This is a genomic window from Rhizobium mayense (genome assembly GCF_030272705.1).
Taxonomy (GTDB): Bacteria; Pseudomonadota; Alphaproteobacteria; order Rhizobiales; family Rhizobiaceae; genus Rhizobium; species Rhizobium mayense.
In genome coordinates this window covers 398,770-416,426 of the sequence record NZ_JARFYM010000001.1, presented here as the reverse complement: position 1 = coordinate 416,426, position 17,657 = coordinate 398,770, and the positions used below count along the sequence as shown (strand labels likewise).

General features: G+C 59.9%; 15 protein-coding genes and 1 tRNA gene. 4 read left to right on the top strand and 12 right to left on the bottom strand.

Going from position 1 to position 17,657, the window contains the following annotated elements; all coding sequences use genetic code 11:
* Positions 1 to 16 precede the first annotated feature (16 nt).
* Entirely contained in the window at positions 17 to 865 is an 849-nt protein-coding gene (locus PY649_RS02040; protein WP_285866412.1) for a protein-L-isoaspartate O-methyltransferase family protein, read from the top strand.
* A gap of 20 nt (positions 866 to 885) precedes the next feature.
* On the opposite strand, the gene PY649_RS02035 is transcribed toward PY649_RS02040, so the two are convergent.
* Together PY649_RS02035 and PY649_RS02030 are read right to left on the bottom strand one after the other, a co-directional pair.
* Positions 886 to 1,356: an RrF2 family transcriptional regulator gene (locus PY649_RS02035; RefSeq protein ID WP_285866411.1), complete on the bottom strand. Its 471-nt coding sequence runs from the start codon at positions 1,354 to 1,356 to the stop codon at positions 886 to 888.
* Between the two features lie 212 nt (positions 1,357 to 1,568).
* Positions 1,569 to 3,026 (bottom strand): FAD/NAD(P)-binding protein, encoded by a 1,458-nt coding sequence (locus tag PY649_RS02030; RefSeq protein ID WP_285866410.1) that lies wholly within the window; start codon positions 3,024 to 3,026, stop codon positions 1,569 to 1,571.
* Between the two features lie 988 nt (positions 3,027 to 4,014).
* On the opposite strand from PY649_RS02030, the gene PY649_RS02025 reads away from it, so the two are divergent.
* Positions 4,015 to 5,592, top strand: coding sequence for an MFS transporter (locus PY649_RS02025; protein ID WP_285866409.1), 1,578 nt, complete (start codon positions 4,015 to 4,017; stop codon positions 5,590 to 5,592).
* A 224-nt stretch (positions 5,593 to 5,816) separates the two neighbouring features.
* On the top strand, positions 5,817 to 6,821 hold the full coding sequence (locus PY649_RS02020) for an HlyD family secretion protein (protein ID WP_285866569.1): 1,005 nt from the start codon (positions 5,817 to 5,819) through the stop codon (positions 6,819 to 6,821).
* A 238-nt stretch (positions 6,822 to 7,059) separates the two neighbouring features.
* Here PY649_RS02020 and PY649_RS02015 read toward each other — a convergent pair.
* From PY649_RS02015 to PY649_RS01975, 9 genes are all read right to left on the bottom strand, one after another.
* Positions 7,060 to 7,135 (bottom strand) — tRNA-Lys (locus PY649_RS02015).
* Positions 7,136 to 7,259: 124 nt separating this feature from the next.
* A complete protein-coding gene (locus tag PY649_RS02010; RefSeq protein WP_285866408.1) occupies positions 7,260 to 8,177 on the bottom strand; it encodes a PhzF family phenazine biosynthesis protein in 918 nt (305 codons plus the stop codon).
* Between the two features lie 83 nt (positions 8,178 to 8,260).
* The gene (locus PY649_RS02005; protein WP_285866407.1) at positions 8,261 to 9,007 is read right to left on the bottom strand and encodes an NUDIX hydrolase; all 747 of its coding nucleotides are present in this window, start codon (positions 9,005 to 9,007) and stop codon (positions 8,261 to 8,263) included.
* A complete protein-coding gene (locus PY649_RS02000; RefSeq protein WP_285866406.1) occupies positions 9,004 to 10,116 on the bottom strand; it encodes an endonuclease/exonuclease/phosphatase family protein in 1,113 nt (370 codons plus the stop codon). Before PY649_RS02000 ends, PY649_RS02005 begins: the two co-directional genes overlap by 4 nt.
* A 42-nt stretch (positions 10,117 to 10,158) precedes the next feature.
* On the bottom strand, positions 10,159 to 10,599 hold the full coding sequence (locus PY649_RS01995; RefSeq protein WP_285866568.1) for a 2OG-Fe(II) oxygenase family protein: 441 nt from the start codon (positions 10,597 to 10,599) through the stop codon (positions 10,159 to 10,161).
* A 30-nt stretch (positions 10,600 to 10,629) separates the two neighbouring features.
* The gene (locus tag PY649_RS01990; protein ID WP_285866404.1) at positions 10,630 to 11,157 is read right to left on the bottom strand and encodes a 2-oxoglutarate and iron-dependent oxygenase domain-containing protein; all 528 of its coding nucleotides are present in this window, start codon (positions 11,155 to 11,157) and stop codon (positions 10,630 to 10,632) included.
* A gap of 87 nt (positions 11,158 to 11,244) precedes the next feature.
* Entirely contained in the window at positions 11,245 to 12,276 is a 1,032-nt protein-coding gene (locus tag PY649_RS01985) for an ABC transporter ATP-binding protein (RefSeq protein ID WP_285866403.1), read from the bottom strand.
* Entirely contained in the window at positions 12,264 to 13,958 is a 1,695-nt protein-coding gene (locus PY649_RS01980; RefSeq protein ID WP_285866402.1) for an ABC transporter permease, read from the bottom strand. Before PY649_RS01980 ends, PY649_RS01985 begins: the two co-directional genes overlap by 13 nt.
* 17 nt (positions 13,959 to 13,975) lie before the next feature.
* Positions 13,976 to 14,956 (bottom strand): ABC transporter substrate-binding protein, encoded by a 981-nt coding sequence (locus PY649_RS01975; protein ID WP_285866401.1) that lies wholly within the window; start codon positions 14,954 to 14,956, stop codon positions 13,976 to 13,978.
* 175 nt (positions 14,957 to 15,131) lie between these two features.
* Between PY649_RS01975 and PY649_RS01970 the strand changes: the two genes are divergently transcribed.
* Entirely contained in the window at positions 15,132 to 16,190 is a 1,059-nt protein-coding gene (locus PY649_RS01970) for an aldo/keto reductase (protein ID WP_285866399.1), read from the top strand.
* A 215-nt stretch (positions 16,191 to 16,405) separates the two neighbouring features.
* Here PY649_RS01970 and PY649_RS01965 read toward each other — a convergent pair whose 3' ends face one another.
* The gene (locus PY649_RS01965; protein WP_285866398.1) at positions 16,406 to 17,635 is read right to left on the bottom strand and encodes an aminotransferase-like domain-containing protein; all 1,230 of its coding nucleotides are present in this window, start codon (positions 17,633 to 17,635) and stop codon (positions 16,406 to 16,408) included.
* Positions 17,636 to 17,657 lie beyond the last annotated feature (22 nt).

The following is a 17,657-nucleotide window of genomic DNA, read 5'->3' as shown; positions in this document are numbered from 1 at the left end:
AAGGTGGAGAGAGGCCGTGACTGTAGATCGCCGCGCCAGTTTGGAAGAGATACGAGCTTTTCACGCGAAAATGATGGCTGCCGCCAGCAATTCCCCCGATGAAAGGCTTGAGCGGATTTTCGAGCTTGTACCGCGCGAAGCGTTCCTGGGTCCTGGCCCCTGGCAGATAAAGGTCAATCGACGATATGTTGAAACGCCCAGCGCCGATCCTTCCATTCTTTATCAGAATGCGCGCATCGCTTTGGACAGAACAAAAGGCATTAATAATGGCGAACCGTTCCTGCACGCGGCCTGGATCGGCATTGCCGCTCCCAAGTCCGGCGACACTGTCGTCCATATAGGAGCGGGTACAGGATACTATACCGCACTCCTCTCCATGCTGGTGCTGCCAAACGGCCATGTTCATGCATTCGAAATTGAAGAAGATTTGGTCAGCCGCGCGCGCGCAAATCTGGAGCCATTCGAGGGGATTTCCCTCGTACAGGGCGACGCGACCACTGAGGCGTTGCCGAATGCCGATCTCATCTACGTGAATGCCGGAGTCATCGCCCCGCCGATATCGTGGCTTAAAGCATTGCGGCAGGGAGGCCGTATCATCTTTCCTTGGCAAGCCAACAAGAGGGCGGGGATTGCTGTCCTGATCACCCGCACCGAAACAGGCTATGCAGCACGGCCTTTGATGCCGGCGTGGTTCATTCCCTGCGTCGGCGCCTCGGATCTGGCCCAATGTAGCAAATTACCAAGCGGTGACGACGCTTGGTCGATCCAGACGCTTTGGCTCACCGAGGATCGCTCGCCCGATGAAACCGCCGCCGCGGTCTATAATGACCTTTGGTTCTCGAAAGCTGGAGACGGAAAACAATAAGCGTGTCCGGGAACTCTGGGTCAGCCGATATTCGACGCCCGATAGTCTTCCTGTTCCTCGATCTCCAATCCCGATCCGCCGCCGGCGACGAACTGTTCCAGCGTCATGTTGTCGAGAATGGCCGCGATCGCGTCGCGGACTTCCGTCATGGAACGGCGCACATGACAGTGCTCCGGATCGGCGCAATCATCACAGGCTTCATAGGCCGTACGGCTAGCGCAGCGGATCGGCGCTAGCGGGCCGTCGAGCGTGCGGATGACATGGCCGATGCGGATCTCCGAGGCGGGACGCGACAGCGAATAACCGCCGCCCGGTCCCTTCTTAGAGCGCAGCACGCCAGCATTGCGCAGTTCCAAGAGGATAGTATCGAGGAATTTCTTCGGGATATTGTTGCGTGCCGCAATGTCATTGATAAACGCAGTCTGGCCCGGCTCGAGGCGAGCCAAATCCACCAGCGCTTTCAACCCGTATTTTCCCTTTTTCGTGAGCATCGCTGTTCGCTTTACTGCAAGGTCTGTTGTTGGGAACCCGGCATGGTTCGATCGAGACTCGGCCGGACGGTCCTGTTCGTCATTGACCACGGAAGTAGCGCCGTCGCCCTACTCGAACAAGACAATAACTCACAAATTGTATAGTTTATATGAGTAAATTTAGGCAAATGTATCGACCAAGCAACGATTTTGCAGTTTTTTATGCCTTTACGCTACACTGCCATAGAGTTTCGGCCGTCCTGCTTGCGCCCGGCGTAGCCGGCTACGAGTGACGCCACCTGCTCGGCGACGAAGACGGCATGCTCGACCACCTCCGGCAGACCCATAAGCTCGCCGAACGTGCCGCGCGCCAGGGGTCCCGAAATGAACAATGATGGCGCCGCCTTACCGTCGGCTCCGAGCGCCAGTGATGCCGTGTTGCAGGCTAGGCCGAGCCCCGTGGCATCGATGGCAAGATAGCCTGCGTCTGCAAGCCCGCGGATCCAGCTTTGCGACTTCAGAATGCCGCGATGGCCCGGCCCGGTCGTCACCACTACGGCATCGAATTGACGATGGACGCTCTTGCTGGAACGACTGAGGTGAAGGGTGCAGCCGATCATCCCGTCCTTGACCTCTACAGAGGCGACAGATGCCGCGAGTACCTCTAGCCTGCCGGCGCCGATCGCCTCTTCGCTGACTGCCTCCACCTGTGGCGCAACGCGGAAGCGGTGTACATCCCAGAAGGGTCGCAAATGCCGCACCAGACGCCGGCGCTCATTGACCGGCATCGCCCGCCATAAATCCCCTCCCTGCGTGCGCACCTGATCGATAACCGCATGCCAGGTCCACCCCTCGCCTTCCGCTTCGCGAATGGCGGAACGCACGCGCCGCAGAAGGTCGAGCGCCGTTCGAGACGGGTGACTGACGAAATCGCCGAACAATTCCTGCTTGACCGGCGCATGCCCGCGCGAGCGCAGACCGCGTCGGGAAATAGCGGTGATCGGTCCCTTGTGACCGCGCAGATCGAGGGAGGCGATGACGTCTGCGGAGGTCAGGCCATTGCCGACCACAAGCACCTTGTCGTCGACGTGGATAGCGTCGAGCGCGTCCGGCCGCGTCGGGTCCGCGACAAAACGCGGATGGCCGGCGAGCACATTTTGCAGCGGCTGCGGCGGCTGCGGCGACGGATGGCTCGTCGCAATGACGAGGATGTCTGCCTTCAGGCGCCGCCCGGCTTCGCCGGTGATCACCCAGCGTCCGTCCTGACGCCGGACATCTTCGGCTCTCTCCGCAATGTGGGTGACGGCGCCGCTTTCGACGAAAGGCTGAACCATGCTGTTGATATAGTGACCAAAAACCGCGCGCCGCGGAAACAGGCCGCCGTTCGCCGCGACTGCCGTCTCGTCACCCGCCAGCGCATCGTCTTCTTGAAGCCAGCGCTGGAAATGCTCGACATCATCGGGCAGCAGGCTCATCTTCGCCGCCGGCACATTGATGCGGTGCGCTGGATCCTGTGTGTCATAGGCAAGCCCTTTTCCGAGGCTCGCACGCGGCTCGAAAACGAAGAGCTGACCGGGCTGCAGCGGTTCATATTGCAGCAGGTGAAAGGCAACCGCCGCTCCCGAGACGCCGCCGCCGATGATTGCGATGATTGGCAGATCACGCGACTGATCTTGAGAATAAGTGGTCATCGCCAGATCCTTCTAGATCGATCTATTACGCGGTGGCTCGCCGCCGCCATTCGCGCCTGCCCTTACGGCATAGCAATATACTCTATAAATTTTATTGACAATAGAATGCGCACGGCGGCCGGATGGTTCCCGAAAACCAAGCGTCACCATTCAAGCCGATATCGCCTTTGCAAACAAGGACTTGTTTTGTGCCCCGCACAACAGTGTTATTGCACCGCAGGATGTAAAAATCTTGGCATACACCAAACAAAAGCACATACTGAAAATTGTTCTGGTTCATGTTCTCTGGGAGGAGAAACAACATGGAACTACTGCATCTGCTAACCCCCTTCGACTATACGCTGATCCTGGTTCTCGCAGCCATTTTCGTCTTCAGCGTCATGGAAGGCGGCGGGCATAAAAGGCATTAGACACGCGCCGACTCGAGCGGCGGAATGCACCCGAAATGCAACGATGATGAGTTGAAGGTTTAGCACCAGTCAGCGCCACCTAACCCATTTTTCCTCCGCAAATTTTGTTGCTTTGATCAGGCTTGGACAATGGCGATCTGTAGATCATATCGATAAGCAGACCCGCTGACTCTTAATCAGCGGGTCGTTGGCCCATTTTTGCCCCGAACGGATAGCGCCTACAACTCGCGGCTTTGACATCCATAGCTGGAAACCGCGGCTCCGTCATTCGCTCCGTTGCGAGCCGGGATCCCCATATCGATGTAATCCTGAGAAATTTTGGTGATGTGCGCTGGCGAAGCGCCGAAATGTCATTGATGAGCTTTAGCTATAGCACGATTTCGTGAAAAACCGTGGGCGCCAAAGCTCTTGAAACCCACTAGCGTGTGACGTCTCCCAGCAGGCACGTCACCCGTGCTCGCCGCGTCCTAGCAATTCTTCGCTTCTTGTATTAGCATTCAGCATTCGGTTGGCCTGTCCATAAAATGCCGCGCTATCTGGAACCAATTCCGAACTGGACGTCCGACGAGCGGCCGCGAATGGCAGGTTCGCCGTCGACGCCGTACCATTCGCCAGTGGTGAGATTGGCCTACGCGTTCGTGGGGGTGCTTGTTGGCATAACCGGCGGCCTCGGCAATGCTATGGTGTTGGCGAACCTGCCGCAGATTCAAGGCGAACTGGGGCTTACGCCGGTCGAAGGCGCTTGGCTCCCTGCCGCCTGGGTGATGGTCAATGTTTCTTCCAACCTGATCCTGTTCAAGTGCCGTCAGCAATTCGGGATACGCCGGTTCGCCGAACTCGGATTGATGGCTTATGTCTTTGCGACCGTTCTTCAGCTTGCCGCCCACAACTATCCAATGACCTTATTTGTCCGCGCAGTGACAGGGTTTGCATCGGCGCCCATCAGCGCAGTTGCCAATTTCTACATGATGCAAGCGTTCCCAAAAGCCAAGCTTGGAGCGGGCATGTGTATAGCTCTTGGCGTTGGTCAGCTTGCGACGCCGCTCGCGTGGATACTCTCTGTGCCGCTACTCGATGTCGCCGAGTGGCACGTGCTTTATGTTTTTGAGCTCGGCCTCGGTCTCTGTTCGCTTGCCGCCGTCGTCGTACTGAAGTTGCCGCCCGGCATTCGCATAAAGGTTTTCGAGCCTCTGGACGTCTTGAGTTTTCTGCTGATTTCCCCGGCCTTGGCGCTCATTGCCGCCGTGCTCGCGCTAAGTCGTGTTCAATGGTGGCCGGACCAGCCCTGGATGGCGCATGCATTGATAGCTGCTCTGCTTCTTCTTCTGTGCGCATTCTATCTCGAGCATCACAGGGAGCGGCCGCTGGTTCGCACGCGCTGGCTGGGGACATCCGGTACGATACGCTTCACCTTAGGGGCGCTGAGCATCCGGCTGCTTCTGTCAGAGCAGACCTATGCCGCAACGGGATTGATGCGGACCTTGGGAATGGGACCCGATCAACTGCAATCGCTTTATTCGGTGATATTCATCGGAACGCTGACAGGCACCATCGTCTCGGCTCTGCTTTTCGGACCTAAGACGGCGCTGCCCCTGATCTCCGCTTCAGTCGCTCTGATTATCATCGCAGGGCTGATGGACCGGCACGCCACGAACCTGACCCGACCCCACGATCTCTATGTCAGCCAGTTCTTTGTTTCCTGCGCTGCAGGAATGTTCATCGGACCTTTGCTTCTCTTCGGCGTCAATCGCGCCCTGACAGAGGGCGCAGACCACATGGTTACCTTTATCGTGCTCTTTTCGATTACCCAGGGGATCGGCGGATTGGCGGGGCCGGCGCTGTTCGCGACCTTCCAGCAATATCGCGAGCACGAATACTCGGCGCTTATAACTGCCCATACCCAACAGACGGATCCGGCTGTTGCTTTGCGGCTCGCACTCCAGTCGCAGGTCTACAAACCCGTAATCACCGATCCTGCGCTTCGAAACGCGCTGGGTGTGGCCGCGCTCTCGCAAATAGCCACGCGCGAGTCGAATGTTCGCGCATACAACGACGTCGTTGTCTTGAACACGATGCTGGCGGTCATCTTCCTCACTTGGACGATGGCGCGCGCTTTTGTCCTCGCGCGTGTGGCGGCAGGATCCAGCACGGCTTGAATCGAAGGAGCGCAGTCGAGATGAAAGATCACGAACCAGATGCTTTCCAGGAGCGGCCGTCGATGGAACCGTTGCGCGGCGCCCCGGTGGGGCTGGATCCGTCGCCTGATGGCGGCAAGACACCAAACTGGCCCGGTGGCGCGGAGGGTTCCGCAGCGCTGCCGGAAGCAGCCGTCGCTTTTCCGCCGAAGAAGTTGACCCCCAAGCCCCTGACGGTTGCCGCGATGCTTGTGGTGGCGATCGTCGGCGTCACCCTCATCCTTTTCGCGTGGGGGCTGTGGCCCTTCGCATCGAGCATCGTGACGACAGACAATAGTTTTATTCGCGGCAAGATCACCGTCCTGTCTTCGCAGGTGAGTGGCTATGTGGTCGAGGTGCCGGCACGCGACTTTCAAAGGGTTCGTGCTGGCGATACGCTAGTCAGGATCGATGACAGAACCTACAAGCAGCAACTCGAGCAGGCTCAGGCCCAGCGCGATCAGGCGATCGCAAACCTCGCCAACGTGGAACAGACAACGGCGCAAAACCGCGCGGAGATCGTTGCACGCAGGGCGGATCTTCTGCAAGCTCAGGCTGAGCTGCAGCGAGCAACGGCGGATACCACTCGCGTGGAAGCACTTGGTCGCCAGGGAGTTACCCCTCAAGCGCAGGCCGAGCAATCGCAGGCGACCCTAAGCGCCGCCGAAGCGGGCGTTAAGCGCGCCGAGGCCGCCATCGCCATCGCGGAGCAGACGTTGACGTCCACGGAGGTTTCCAAACAGGGACTTCAGGCTGCTTTGAGGATGGCCGACGCGCAGGTCAATGTCGCGAGCATCAATCTCTCGAATACGGTGATCACCGCTCCGAGAGATGGCCAAATCAGCGAGGCCTCGGTGCGTCTCGGGCAATTTGTGACGTCCGGATCGCAGTTGATGTTTTTGGTACCATCGGACCTGTGGGTGGTTGCGAACTTCAAGGAGACCCAGACGAACGACATTCGCGTCGGCCAGCCCGTCTGGTTCACTGTCGACGCGCTCAATCGGGCCCGACTGACAGGCAAAGTGGAAGAACTGTCGCCCGCAACCGGTTCCGAATTCAGCATATTGCGCCCGGATAACGCGACGGGAAACTTCACAAAAATCGTCCAGAGACTGCCGATTCGCATAGCCATCGATCGCGGTCAACCCTTGGCCGAAAGGCTGCGGCCTGGAATGTCGGTAATCACCCGCGTGGACACGTCGGAGCGGTAGACGCAGGCCCGGACGGCTTGCGCGCGCGGCGTGGGTCGATACCTGGCCGGGCGCGTCACGATGATTGTTGACAACTTCCGGGTGCGGCACCCTCCCACAAACCGTCTGGGAAATCACCTCGGGATTTTCGCGGGAAATCCGGTTCGTCACCCGGATGTTTCTGGCCAACTCGCTCGCGTCGGCAACCAACTCTATAGCGGCTAGAAACTAAGTTTTATTCTAGCATTTCAAAGATATTTGGTGGGTGATGTAGGGCTCGAACCTACGACCCGCTGATTAAGAGTCAGCTGCTCTACCAACTGAGCTAATCACCCGTAACCGCTCGCTCGCGGTGTGACCGGGCATATAAATAGGATCGGTTTGATTGTCTAGCGGCCAAATGAATTTTCTTTGGCTATTCGTCAAAAAAATTTTGAAGAACGACAAAAACCTACAAAATCAAAGCTCAAGAATTCCTTTCGCAACGCACACAGCCTGGCCGCCAATGCGGGCGTTGGCGATATCGCCGCCGTCGATGTCGATATGGAGATGGATAAAGGACGGGCGGCCCATCTCGACTCCCTGCTCGACAATGACGGGATGATGGCCATCCGGCAGCCGGTCGAAGTGGTTGATGGCGCCGGAAAGGGCGGCTACGGCCGAGCCGGTTGCGGGGTCCTCGACAATGCCCATCCCAACCGGGAACATCCGGGCGTGGAACTTGGCGGTATGGTTGACCGCACCACGGCAATAGATGAAGGCGGAAGCGAGCGCGCCATCGACGAAAGGCACTGTCTTTTCCCAGAGCTGCGGATCGAACTCCATTCGCTCGGCCGCCCCGACATCATGCACCGGCACCAGCAGGAACGGTACGCCGGCGCTCCAGATCGACGGTACGTGATTCTCGAAGCCGATGTCGGTGATCTTCAAACTGAGCGCATTGGCGATATCGGCCCGGTCGAGTGGCAACATGATTTGCTGCGACTTCCGCGGCAGGTCGAATTCGGCAAAGCTCGCCTTTTCCTGCCGGAGCCGGACAGCGCAACGCACCGGCCCTACCCGCTCGTCCAGCACCGAAACCAGGTCGACGTCACCGCCATGCGTCGCATGCGCCCGTTCAGCCAGCGCGATCGCCGTGCCGACAGTCGGGTGGCCGGCGAAGGGCAACTCGCGACCGGGCGTGAAGATGCGCAGGCTCGCGGTATGGGTCGGATTCTGCGGCGGCAGAACGAACACTGTTTCGGGGAGATTCATCTCCTTGGCGATGTCTTGCATCGCCCGGTCGCTGAGGCCCTCCGCGTCGAAAATAACGGCCAGCGGATTGCCCGCGAGCTTTCTGTCGGTGAATACATCATAGACACTGAAGCTGCGGGCCACCCCTGCCTCCATCACATCACTCTAGACCATACAACCAAGGCCCAATCATACATAACGGCAACACATTTGAGCGCAAGCTAAAGCTATTCCTGACGATCGAAGAACCATGCAAGGATGGGCGGCATGGCCGAACTATAGTGATGCGCCGCAGGATCGGCCGAGCGGATAGCAACCGCGCCGTCGATCTCCTTCTCCTCGTCCACCAGCATATGGGCCTTGATCCGCTCGAGCATTTCCCCGGCTGTCCAGGGAAAGCGGAAAACACGAAACAAGGTGAGGGAGAGGTTCGTATGAGTGGCATAATAGCCCGGCTCCGCGATCGCACCGTGGAGGTCGAGGCCGGTTTCCTCCATGACTTCGCGCCGCATGTTGCCCTCGATATTGCAGCGCCCGTCGACGATGTCGTTTTCATCCATCGACCCCGCCGCGCAATAGACCTGGCCGGGATTGGCCGTGTGCTGCGCCATGCGGATGGCGATGACAGCGCCATCGGAGGAAACGGCGACCGGAAAGGCGAAAACATGGAAACCGCCTTGCCGCTCCCTTTGTTTGCGCCACCAGAGGAATGTCGAGAAAGGGGTAATATAGGCTTCGCCTTCCACGGCCTGCTCGCTGACCGAAAGACGATGCTGAAAGATCATCCGGCCATCGTAAAGTGCGGGATTGGCGGCGATCTCCTTCTTCCAATTCTCCTGCGCCGCCTTGGCCTGGCTGAGATGAAAGGGATGGTCGCCGGCAATCACCGTAAGATCGATTCGGGCGACCGGGAATACGGTGTTTTCCGGCGGCCAATCGGCCTTGTCGTTTTGGAGTTTGAAAGCGGGGGTCATAATAGATCCAATGTCATGACGACGGGGCAATGATCGGAGGCCTTCGGCCTGTCCCAACCGGTGCGCGGATAACGTTCTACCTCTTGGCCGGGCGGAAATATGGTACGAAAGGGCTGTCCGGAGCGAACGATGTCAGGCATGCGCGTCGCGTTGGCCTGCGCCAGGGCCGGAGACAGCCAGATATAATCGAGCTGGCAGAGCCACTGCTCCTGCGGCCCGCGGGCGTGATAAAGCGTCCAGCGGTCCAATATATCGCGCCGGCGCATGATATTTTCGACGAAACCGTCTTCACTGAAGACGTCGAGCGCGCTGGTCTCTTCATCCTGATGTTTGAAGCGATAGCCCGTGTGGCGCGTGCCTATGACGTCCACACGCTCCTGATAGTCGTTCATATCGCCGCAAATCGCGAAATTCTTCCTCGCGGTGTGACCTGCGCCAAAACGGTTCTCGATGATGCGGCGCACAGCCAGTGTCTCGGCGCGGCGAATCGGCATGGTTGAATGGCGCCCATCAAGGCCCTCCCGCATCGGCCCCATCGACTTCAGATGCACGACATACAAGGAGAACGGCACGCCGCCGATGGCCAAATCAAGCTCGAGGCAATCCCGCTTGAAGATCTTGTCATCCTGATGAAGTCCAAGTTCCGCCAGTTCGTCGTTGAAAAGACCGAAATCGCGATATGTCACCATGGCGTGACTTCTGATGTCCTTCAAGACGATCGGCTGACCGTCGCGGGTCTCCTCGCGCATCATCACCGCGACATCGATACCCCTGGCGTCATTGCCTTCGATCAGGAATTTCTGCCGGTAACCATTGCCGACCATGCGGTAGAGATAGCCGTATTCGAAGGCCTGCAGCGCCGCCATGTTATCGACTTCCTGCAGGCAAATGATGTCGGCGTCCGCATCGGCGATCGCAAGCGCCGTCATCTGCCTCGTGTCGTCGGTGGCAGCGACGACACGCGCCGCTTCGAGCTGCTGGTAGATGGCTTCGTTCTGCACATCGAACAGCTTCAACACGCGGTCCTGGCGCAACTGATTGCGGAAACCGGTGTAATCAAACCGCGTCAACAGATTTTCGACATTGAAAGTAGCAAGGCGGAGCGACATCTAGCATTCCGGGTTGTAGCGATATGAGCCGGCCCGCCCAAATCAATTGGTCTTGGCCGCCGTGACGGTCGATTTGAACTTGCCCATAAGATAAGGGCCGGAAAGAACGGGGCCATATTTCGGTTCCTCCCCCAGCGGAAGGCACGACGGCAGGCAGGCGATCTCGGCAAACCAGTTCGGCTGATGAAAAAACGCCAGCGACTGCCGTCGCTGCATGCCGCCCTCTTCCGGTGGCGGATTGACGACACGATGCACCGTCGAGACCCAACGATCGTTCGTCCAAAGCGCCATCAAATCCCCGATATTGATGACGAAAGCGCCCGGTACCGGCGGCACCGGCGTCCATCGGCCGTCCGGCGCGATGATCTCCAGGCCCTTGGACCCCGGTTGCGGCAAAAGGATCGTCAGGCTGCCATAGTCGGTATGCGCGCCGGCGCGCAATTGACCCGGCTGTGGCGCAACACGCTGCTCAGGATAGTTCAGCGCCCGGAGCGCACTGATCGGCGCATCGACTTAACTGTCGAAGAAATGCTCGTCGAGGCCGAGCGCGGTGGCAAAGACCCGCATGATCCGCGCCGCCAGATCCTCCATCGAACGGTAATAGGCCTTCCATGCATCCGCAAAGCCTTCCGGACCATCCGGCCAGATCGTGGCGGCATAGCAAAAGCCGAGCGCTTCCGGATCGGTCATGCCGGCCGGCACGACAAGCGGCCCGCCGTTGAAACTCTCCTTGAGGTCTGGGGGCGTGTCGACATTGCGCGATTTCGCCAGAGCCTCGGTGCCTGGGCCGAGATAGCCATAGGGATAGCCGGGATAAGGCGCGTTTGCCCGTTGCTTGACATCGGCGGGGCGATCAAAAAAAGCGTGCGTCTTGGCCCACACGGCTGCGATCACAGCCTCGTCGACACCATGGTTCGCAATCGCCAGAAAGCCGGTCGAACGGCAGATCTCATCGACCTCAGCACCAAGCCGCCTCTTCCCCTCATCGTCAGCCACCTCGAAGGTGCCGAGATCGAAAATCGGGAAGCTTTGGTCGGACATGGCGCGACTCCCATTCGTGACATCGGGCAACTCAAGCACAGGTGCGGACCGCGAACAACCGTCTTCTCTCGCCGCCCACTACGCCGATCACAGCCGCCATGCCGACCGGATAGCAACCGCATAGACGTCGCCCGGCTTCACCGCATCGCGGCTATAGGCCCTCAACATCTGACCATCGGGCAGCGACAGCCGCAGCGCGTAACGTTCGCCTTCGTAAAGGACGGTGTCCACCCTGCAGGAAATGCCATCAGCCTCGGCGACAACGTCCTCGGGCCGTACGAGGATGTCCGCGCGCGCGGTCTCGTTCCCCTGCTCTCCCCAGATCGTCTTCAACGCCGGCCAATCGATAAGCCTCGGCTTACCGTTCGGAACGGCAAGCGACAGGATCGCGCCCTGCCCCACCAATCCGCCGACCAGCCGGCCCTCCGGCCGCGCATAGATCTCCGCTGGCGCCGCGACCTGCAACAGCCGTCCCTCGGACATCACGGCGACATCGGTCGCCAGCGCCATCGCCTCGCTCTGATCATGGGTGACATAGACCATGGTGGCGCCAGAGCGCTGATGGAATTCACGGAAGGTCTCTTCCATCTCCTTCTTCAGGTGGCGGTCGAGATTGGCGAGTGGTTCATCGAGCAGAACGACGTCAGGCGATGTCACCAGGCAGCGCGCTAGAGCGACACGCTGACGCTGCCCGCCGGAAAGATCCGCGGGCCGCCTTTCGGCATAGTCTTCCAGCCGTACGGTCGCTAGCGCCTCGCGCACCTTCTGGCGATAGCGCTCGCCGGAAATGCCACGCACTTTGAGAGGATAACCCACATTGTCGGCAACGTTCATATGTGGCCAGAGCGCGTAGGACTGGAACACCATCGCCATGTTACGCCGCTCCGGCGGCAGCATATTTGTCGCATCGGCAAGGAGGCGTTCACCGAGATGGATCGAGCCATCCGTCGGCTGCTCGAATCCAGCGAGCATTCTGAGTACGGTCGTCTTGCCGCATCCGGACGGCCCGAGCAATGCCAGGAAACCGCCTTCGCGGACCTCCAGCGACAGCGCCTTGACCGCCGGGCGGCCGCCCGTGCCGAAATCCTTGCTGACGTGATTGAGAATCAGCTTCGCCACGGCACCACCCCTTTCGGCAGACGCTTGGCCAGGATTTCCAACAGTAGCATCATGGCGACGACCATCGCGATGACGATGACCGACATCGCGGAGGCGAGATCGGCACTGCCGCCATCATCGAGATTGTAGATGACGACGCCGAGCGTCTGAGTGCCCGCCGACCACAGCAAAGCGGAAACGGTCAGCTCGTTGCAGGCAATAAGGAAAACCAGGATCACCGATGCACCCGCAGCCGGTGCGATCAGCGGCACGATGATATCGGCAAGGCGGCGGAAGAAGCCGGCGCCCGAGAGGCGCGCGGCCTCCTCCAGCGCTGGATCGAGCTGCAGGAAGGCGCTCATCACCGGCTTGAGGCTGACGGCGAAGTAGGCCGAGAAATAGGCGAGCAGAATGATCCAGATCGTGCCATAGAGCGTGATGTTGAGGACGGGCAATGGTGCGGCAAAAACCAGGATGAAACAAACGGCAACGATGATCCCTGGCAACGAATAGGGAATCTCGATTAGTCCGCCGACGACGCGGCTCAGCATATCCTTGCGTCGCGTCAGCGCGTAAGCCGCCAGGACGGTTAGCGCGAGCAGACCAAGCGCCGTCATCCCGGCGAGGAACAAGGAATTGGAAAAAGCGACGCGCGTCACTGCCTGCCGAAACAGGATTTCGGTGAAGGCATGCAGCGATGCCGTCTTGAAAGTCAGCGGCACGCCGTAGGCCGGCACCAGCGCGCCGGCGACCAGCGCGAAAAAGGGCGCGACCAGCATGATGAATAGGATCGCCCAAAGCAGCGGCAGAGCGGCAAGACGCCAGTGGCCGAGCGCGAACGCGGCGGAAGCGCCGGAAAGGCCAATGACCCGATAATCCCGCCCCTTTAGCGCCTTGCCCTGTACCGCGAGACCGGCAACTGAAATCACCGCGATCATCGCCGAGAGCACGGCGATATCCCCGAAGGTGCGCGGGCCAAAACTGGAGAATTTGGTGAAAATCAGCGTCGACAGCGTGAAGATCGAAGCGGGTATCCCGAGGATAGCCGGGATGCCGAAATTGCCGATCGATGAGACGAAGGCAATGGCCGCGCCGGCAATGACACCGGGCAGTGACAGCGGCAGGATAATGTCGCGAAACACACGAATTCCCGAAGCGCCCGAAAGCCTGGCCGCCTCGACGCCGTCGCGCGGCAGCGCCATCAGGCCGGCCCGCAGCGCCAGATAGACCAGCGGCGCATGCTGCACGCCATAGAGCAGCGCAATGCCGCCGACGGAATAAAGCGGCTGCGGCGAGCCGAGCGGCGGCGCAATATGCAGCGCCTTCAACAGGGGGCTGGATGGGCCGGACATCTGCACCCAGGCGAGCGCCGTCACCTGCGGCGGGATCATCATCGGCAGGACGAAGAGAAAGCTAAGAGGCCCCCTGCCAGGAATGTCGGTCAAAGTCAGCAGGAAAGCGAAGAGGCAGCCGAGCAGCACGGAAATGACCGTACCGAGCACGGCTGTCTCGACCGTATACCAAGCCGCGCGCCAGAGGGCCGGATCGGTGATCAGTTCGTAGGCACCACCACGCAACAGCGCCTCGATGCCAGCCACCGCCAGCCGCGCCAGTGGCAGCACACTGAGCAGCATCACGATGATAACGACAAAAGGAAACAGCCAGGCTGGCTGGCTGTTTCCCTTACGCACATATCCGTACATCGACCGTCCAGATTGGATCACTTCGATCCGTAGTAGGAAGAGAAGGTCTTCAGATCCTGGTCGGTATTCTTCAGAGCTTCGGCCGCATTCAACGGCAAAACCTTGATGCTGTCACGCGCCGGGAAACCGGCGGGCAACTGCATGCCGTTGCGGGCCGGGATATAGCCGAGCTTGAGGAAGCCCTGCTGGCCTTTTTCGGACAGAGCGTAGTCGACGAACTTCTTGGCGGTGTCGACATGCTTGGCGCTAGCGAGAATACCGACCGGCTCGGTCACGGCCGAAACACCTTCGGTCGGGAAAACGAATTCAAGCGGTGCGCCCTTGGCCTTTTCACGGATCGGCATGTAGTCGACGATCATGCCATAGGCCTTTTCGCCCGAGGCGACGGCCTTCAGCACCGCGCCATTGCCGCCGGAAGCGATTGCGCCGTTGGCGGCAAGATTCTTGTAGAAATCCCAGCCGAGGCTGCCGACGCCGGCAAGCGTCTGCGCGTGAATGAGAGCGGCACCCGAGGCAAGCGGGCTCGGCATGGCAACGAGGCCCTTCGCTTCCGGCTTGGTCAGATCCTGCCAGCTGGTCGGCTTCATCGAGGCGGCCGTGTTATAGACGATGCCGGTGGTGATCAGCTTGGTGGAATAGTAATAACCGTCCGCGTCATAGAGTGCCGGATCGTAGTTCACAGCTTCCGGCGACTTGTAGGCCATCAGTTTGCCGGCTTCCTTTAGGCGCTCCAGCGTCACCGTGTCGGCGATCAGCAGAACGTCAGCCACCGGAGCGCCGGCCTGGATTTCAGCCTGCAGCTTGGCAATGATCTGCGGGGTGCCGTCACGAACCCAGTCGACCTTGATGCCTGGATTGGCAGCCATGAAGCCATCCACGGTCGCCTGCGCATCCTCGTTCGGCTGGCTGGTGTAGAGGACGAGATCGGCAGCAAGAGCCGAGCCGGAGAAAAGGGCGACGGCCAGCAGGCCGGCGAGAGCGGAAACAAACGTCTTCATAAAGCGTCCTCGGCTGGGTGATTAGAAAGGTTCCTTAGCCGCGCCGGTTAACATGATTGTGACAATCCGCAATGGTGGACCGAACCGTTCATACTATCATGCGACCTTGACCGTCGACGCCCCGCTCTATCTCTTAGCGCACGAATTTCAGACCTGATTTTGGAGGGTAAATCGAATGGAATATCGTCTGCTTGGCCGCTCCGGCCTCAAAATTTCGACCATTACCATGGGCACGATGACTTTCGGCGGCGTCGGCTGGGCGAAGACCGTCGGCGATCTTGGCGTCAACGAGGCGAAACGGCTGGTCGACATCTGCCTCGATGCCGGCGTCAACCTGATCGACACCGCCGATGTCTACTCGCAAGGCGCTTCCGAAGAAATCCTCGGCGAGATCATCGGCGGCCCGCGCAAGAACGGCGTGTTAATCGCCACCAAGGCCCGCTTCTCCATGGGCAGCGACGTCAACAGCGCCGGCTCCTCCCGCCAGCACCTGATCCAGGCCTGCGAAGCCAGCCTGAAGCGCATGAAGACCGATGTCATCGATCTCTATCAGCTGCATGAATGGGACGGGCAGACGCCGCTCGAAGAAACGATGGAGGCGCTCGACACGCTCGTCCGCCAGGGCAAAGTGCGTTATATCGGCTGCTCGAATTTTTCCGGCTGGCATATCATGAAGGCGCTCGGCGTCAGCGAGCGCGATAAGCGCGAACGCTTCGTCAGCCAGCAGATCCACTATACGCTGGAAGCACGTGACGCCGAATACGAACTGCTGCCGATCGGCCTCGACCAGGGCCTTGGCGTCCTCGTCTGGAGCCCGATCGCCGGCGGCCTCCTCTCCGGCAAGCATCGCCGCAACCAGGCGACGCCGGAAGGCACCCGCCAGTTCGCGGGCTGGACGGAACCGCCGATCCGCGATGAGAACCGCCTTTGGAACATCGTCGATACGCTGGTGGAGATCGCCGATGGTCGTGGCGTCTCGGCTGCACAGGTCGCACTCGCCTGGCTGATCGGCCGCAAAGGCGTGACCTCCGTCATCATCGGCGGCCGCACGGAGGCGCAATTCAAGGACAATCTTGCCAGCGCCGAGCTGAAGCTGACGGAAGAAGAGCGCAAACGTCTTGACGACGTCAGCCTGCTGCCGCTGCTCTATCCCTATTGGCACCAGCGCAACACCGCGAGCGACCGGCTCGGCGATGCCGACCTGTCGCTGATTGCACCGCATCTGGCGAAGTGATGGAAAGCCAAAAACCTTCTCTCCCCGGAGAGAAGGTGGGCAAGAACTGCTGAACGCAGTGAAGCAGTGATTGGCCGGATGAGGGGGAGCTCGTCGCATCGCGGCGAGCGCCTTGAGCGGCTAGCGAAATGCATCCCTCACGGTGCAGCGCCCCTCAACCCGAGCTTCGCTCCACCTTCTCCCCATTGGGGAGAAAGTCAAAATTGAAGCAAAAGCTAAGCCGCCATCGCCCCGATTTCGCTGGCAATCAGCTTGCCGAGCCGGGAGATTCCCTCGTCGATCATCTGGTCATTGGCGCACGAGAAGCTGACGCGGAAGGTGTTCGGGCCGGAGCCGTCGGCGAAGAAAGCCTGGCCGGGCACGAAGGCCACCTTTACCGTCTCCAGCGATTTTGCCAGCAGCTTTGCCCCGTCCATGCCCTTCGGCAGGGTGATCCAGACGAACATACCGCCCTCGGGCTTCGTCCAGCTAGTGCCTTCAGGCATGTATTTCGCAAGCGCCGCCAGCATGCAGTCGCGGCGATGGCTGTAGGTCTTGCGGATCTTGGCGACCTGCGCCTCGAAGCCGCGTTCGGCAACCTGATGGATGGCAATCTGGTTGATGGTCGAGGAATGCAGGTCGGCCGCCTGCTTCATCAGCACCAATTTGCGGATGACGGGCGCATTGGCAACGACGAAGCCCACACGAAGACCGGGCGCCAAGGTCTTGGAAAAGCTGCCGCAATAGATCGTCCGCGTGTCGTTGACGTTGCCCTTCCGGGCGATTTCCAGCGCCAGGATCGGCGGGATCGCGTCGCCGTCATAACGCAACGACTGATAGGCAGCGTCTTCGATGATGGCGATATCCAGCTCATCGGCGAGATCGATCAGCTTTTCGCGGGAGGCGAGATCGACGGTTTCACCGGTCGGATTGGCGAAATCGGCCGAGAGATAGGCGAATTTCACCTTGCCGCCCGCCTGCTCTGCGGTCGCGCGATAAGAGGCCGGCGTGCGGTTGCCGTTCGGGGTGAGCTGATCATAAGTCGGCTCATAGGCATTGAAGGCCTGCAGTGCGCCGAGATAGGTCGGCGCGGTGACCAGCGCCGTATCCTTCGGCGACAGGAAAAGCTTGCCGAGATAATCGAGACCCTGTTGCGAACCGGAGACGATGAAAACGTTCTCAAGCTCGCAGGGAATACCAAGCGCGGCCATCTGGCCGATCAGCCATTCGCGCAGCGGCTTGTAGCCTTCGCTGACCGAATATTGCAGCGCCGCATTGACGGCCGGACCGGAAAAGATGTCGGCGTAGGCCTGCTTGAATTCCTGGTCCGGAAACAGAGCCGGATCGGGAATGCCGCCGGCGAACGAGATGATGTCCGGACGCTCCAGCAGTTTCAGCAACTCGCGGATTTCGGAGGCGCGCATACGGCTCGAGCGTGTCGCAAAGATATTTGCCCAATTTAACATGGGGATTCCTCGTAATTTTTTG